The 3,609-nt window shown below is 57.8% G+C and carries 3 protein-coding genes; 2 read left to right on the top strand and 1 reads right to left on the bottom strand.

The genetic code is table 11. The annotated features are described in order from the left end of the window. A partial coding sequence (locus tag P0D89_RS51565; RefSeq protein ID WP_408370701.1) for a LysR family transcriptional regulator occupies positions 1-252 on the bottom strand: 252 nt, incomplete at its 3' end. 623 nt (positions 253-875) lie between these two features. Here P0D89_RS51565 and P0D89_RS51560 point away from each other — a divergent pair. Together P0D89_RS51560 and P0D89_RS51555 are read left to right on the top strand one after the other, a co-directional pair. Beyond that, positions 876-2,930, top strand: a complete 2,055-nt coding sequence (locus tag P0D89_RS51560; RefSeq protein ID WP_408370703.1) for an alkyl/aryl-sulfatase — start codon at positions 876-878, stop codon at positions 2,928-2,930. A gap of 9 nt (positions 2,931-2,939) precedes the next feature. Then, on the top strand, positions 2,940-3,464 hold the full coding sequence (locus tag P0D89_RS51555; RefSeq protein ID WP_408370705.1) for a hypothetical protein: 525 nt from the start codon (positions 2,940-2,942) through the stop codon (positions 3,462-3,464). Positions 3,465-3,609 lie beyond the last annotated feature (145 nt).

Genomic DNA, 3,609 nt, shown 5'->3' with positions numbered 1-3,609 from the left:
GCGGCAAGCTTGATATCGCTCGACCGACTGCAGGAGCGCATACGCGCGCACGGCAAAGGTCTTCCCGAACGTCGTGATGCGCACGCTGCGCGTGCTGCGATGAAAGAGCGTTTCGTCCAGCCGTTCTTCGAGTTGCTGGATTGCACGTGTGACGACCTGCGGCGACGTGCGGAGACGGGTCGCCGTCTCGCGGAAACTGGCCGATTGCGTCGCTGCGGTGAAGATACGGATGAGGTCGATCTGGTTGTCCATACAGCAGGTACAGCGAGTGATGCAACGACGTCGAATGCCACAGTGCGGCCAACTTCTATCTGATGCGGGTGGCCCTAGTCGGACCCACTGCGGCCTTCCGTGCAGTCACAGATCACTTGACGTCTTCTGAAGGTAAAACGACCATTCATCCTACCCCGTTACCTAGTACAGAGAGCGCAGTCTCCGTTGTGACTTTCACCACTGTCTGATCCCAGTCCATCACTCGACGCGGCTTCCGCCTCCGCGCCTGCGAAGGCGCATTAGCAATTCGAAAAAATATGCGACTGATCAGAAAATATCCTATGTTTACGTTCGACGTACGATTTAAACGCATTGTCGTGCCACTTGCTTAGTCAAATTGCGAGGATTTGCATGGTCCGATTATTCTTCACTCGATCGCTCCGGTTTTAGTCGTCAGCTATCGAGAATGTCCATTTCGTTACCGATTCACGCGGTTAATTCGTACGAACAATTCGCTGTGAATGCCGTCGACACAGCACGTTGCTGAGGTGCCGACTTTCGACTCGCTACTCCCCCAATGATTGGCTGAAAACCAGACCGGACCCAAGGCCCTATCCACGGGCCGTCGAGTGTCCGCCTGACTCAAGCAACCAGAGATGGTCATGTCTCAATCCGAGGACACAGGGAAGTCAGAGGCGCGCAGGGCATTTCTGAAAAACGTGGCGGTTGCCGGGGTGGCAACTGGATTATCAGGCGTGGTCGGCGAGACCTTCGCCCAAAGCGGCGGTACGGCAAGCGCAACGAGTCCGGCGAATAAACCCGCCACCCCTGCGACAATTGCACTGAACAAGCAGTACGCCGACTTCCTTTCTTTCGCGGATGCGCAAGACTTCGAGGACGCGAAGCGCGGGCTGGTCGCGACGCTTCCGGAGCCTGTGATCATCAAGGGCCCAGGCGAATTCCCTGCTTGGGACCTCCAGCAATTCGCATTTGTGAAAGGCGGCCCGGAAAACAACGCACCGTCGACCGTCAATCCGAGCCTCTGGCGTAACGCCAAGCTCAACATGAATCACGGGCTTTACGCCGTGGTCGATGGTATCTGGCAGGTACGCGGCTACGACCTCTCGGTGATGAGCATCATCCGGGGCAATAGCGGCTATATCGTTGTCGATCCCTTTATCACGATCGAAGTTGCTTCGACGGTCTGGAAGCAACTCGTCGTACCTCACCTGGGCGATAAGCCCATTACCCACGTCATCTACACCCATAGCCACGTCGATCACTACGGCGGCGTACGCGGGCTCGCTAGCGACGACGACCTGAAATCGGGCAAGGTGCAGATCGTGGCGCCGGTTGGTTTCACGGAAGCCGCCGTCGGCGAGAACATCATCGCCGGTAATGCTATGGGACGGCGCGCGAGCTACATGTACGGCTCGCTGCTGCCGCGCAGTCCCACTGGGATTGTCGACGGCGGCCTTGGCAAGACTACCTCGGTCGGCACCATTACGCTCGCCGTGCCCACAATGTTTGCCGAGAAGACGGGCCAGAAGCTGACGCTCGACGGCGTTGACATCGAAGTTCTGATGGCGCCGGAATCGGAGGCACCGTCCGAGTTCATGTTTTATCTGCCGAAATTCAAGGCCTTCTGCGTGGCCGAAGACGCCACCCACACGCTTCACAATCTCTACACGCTGCGAGGCGCAAAGGTCCGTGACGCCTTGCTGTGGTCCAAGTACCTTCAGACGGCGCTCGACACGTACGGCGGCGACATGCAGGTACTCTTCGCCTCTCATTACTGGCCGACCTGGGGCAACGATCGCATCAACTCTTTCTTGGGTGCGCAACGCGACATGTATCGCTACCTGCACGACCAGGTGATGCGCATGGCCAATCTGGGCCAGACGCCGCTTGAGATCGGTGAAGCCATCCGTCTCCCGGACAGCCTCGCGAAGCACTGGTATTGCCGAAGCTACTACGGCACGGTCTACCACGACGCCGTTGCACAGTACAACCTGCGCCTCGGCTTCTTCGACGGCGTTCCCGCGAATCTGCACCGGTTGCAGCCGACGGACAGCGGCAAACGCTACGTCGAGTATATGGGTGGTGCGGCCGCTGTTCTGCGAAGGGCGCACGACTCCTTTAGCCAGGGCGACTATCGATGGGTCGCGGAAGTCGTCAACCATGTGGTGTTCGCGGACCCTCAAAATACCGCAGCCAAGCAACTGCTGGCAGACGCTTACGAGCAGTTGGGCTACCAGTCGGAGTCAGCGCCCTGGCGGAACTTCTACCTGACCGGAGCGATGGAATTGCGCAATGGCGTCAGGAAAGGACAGGCACCCGCGCCGCAGAGCCCCGATACGATCCAGGCGATGCCGCTCGACATGTTTCTCGATTACCTCGGCATCCGGCTCAACGCCGAGCGCGCAAACGGGAAAACAGCGTCCTTCAATCTGGTGCTGACCGATACGAAAGAGAACTGCGTGCTCGGTGTCGAGAACAGCGCGTTGCATTACTCGAAGAGCAAGACTTCGAAGTCGGCAGATGCAACCGTCACCATGACGCGCGCAGACCTCAACAGCATCATGATGGGACAAACCAACATGCAGAAACTCGTGATGGCCGGCAACGCGAAAATCGATGGCAACAGCCAGAAGCTCGGCGAATTTGTCTCGTGGCTCGACAACTTCGATTTCTGGTTCAACATTGTCACGCCTTGAGGTGAGAGCATGTGCGCGATCTGCAATTTCAAAATTGATTTTGGCATTGGGCATCCCTTGGCACTGAGCGTCGCAGTGGCCACCCGGAAGGCAATCGAATCCGGATTGATCGAGCCGATCGATGCCGCAGAGGGCGCGCTCGCGGCAGCGCGAATGCGACTGTCCTCTGTTGAAGCGTTGAATCTGCTTCAAGCTCGCATCGAAGGTGTCCATAGTGAGGATGCGCTTTTGAATCTGCCGGACTTTTATGTCCTGCTCATCGAGAACGATACGTGGGGATTTTTCCATGCGACCACGAACGGTTTTGACCCGGACATCGTTCCCGAGATACCCGACCTGACAACGACCGACGAAGCCATGCGTAGTAACGTCGTCATCGCGTCCGAGGCCGGGTTGCGCGCATGGTTGAACGGAAATTTCGATAGCGAGTATGCGCTGCGTGAATCGATCTTCGTCGTCGACGCGCCCTCGATGCCCAACGCATCGCTGGTGCAGATGCTCTCCGCTGGCGAATTAGCGACCATCGATCGCTAGTTGCCACTCGCGACCGTACACGCCGTGGCTGTGGTGCAAATAGCGCGATCAACGAATCGGTTAGAGTGTCGATCTGATCGATTCGAGGGCCGCGATTAGCAAGCTTAAGGGTCTGGACGGGCTATTCGCCGGCCGTCACTTTGAT

It is taken from the genome of Paraburkholderia sp. RL18-085-BIA-A (genome assembly GCF_046027075.1).
GTDB lineage: Bacteria > Pseudomonadota > Gammaproteobacteria > Burkholderiales > Burkholderiaceae > Paraburkholderia.
The sequence above is the reverse complement of the archived record's forward strand: the minus strand, read 5'-3'. Positions and strand labels throughout refer to the sequence as shown.